Source organism: Asaia sp. SF2.1, from assembly GCF_000505765.1.
In the GTDB taxonomy this organism is placed as follows: Bacteria; Pseudomonadota; Alphaproteobacteria; order Acetobacterales; family Acetobacteraceae; genus Asaia; species Asaia bogorensis.
In genome coordinates this window covers 176,669-176,933 of record NZ_AYXS01000034.1, presented here as the reverse complement: position 1 = coordinate 176,933, position 265 = coordinate 176,669, and the positions used below count along the sequence as shown (strand labels likewise).

The 265-nt window shown below is 60.8% G+C and carries 1 protein-coding gene; it reads right to left on the bottom strand.

Features of this window, described 5'->3' with window-relative positions; genetic code table 11:
- Positions 1 to 265 (bottom strand): hypothetical protein (locus P792_RS39070; protein ID WP_035440240.1); only part of this gene is annotated, 265 nt, incomplete at both ends.

Sequence of the window (265 nt, the reverse complement as noted above, 5' to 3'; positions counted from 1 at the left end):
GAGCCGATGCCCACCAGCTTGCCCGAAGCCGCGATCTTGCCGAAATGATCCAGTGCGGCCTGGGCCGGCACCGGCGTCATGTCGCCATTGATCACGTAACCTGCTGAACGCAGGCGTGTGGGGGCATTGACCCAGCCATGACCAAAGCGACCGCGATCGCACAGGAAGTAGCGGTTTACCTCATCATTATAGCGGTTGAGCGTGCGGCGAACCTTGCCGGCGCGCTCATTGATGATGGTGTTGCAGCCCGTTGCGCAATTTGAGC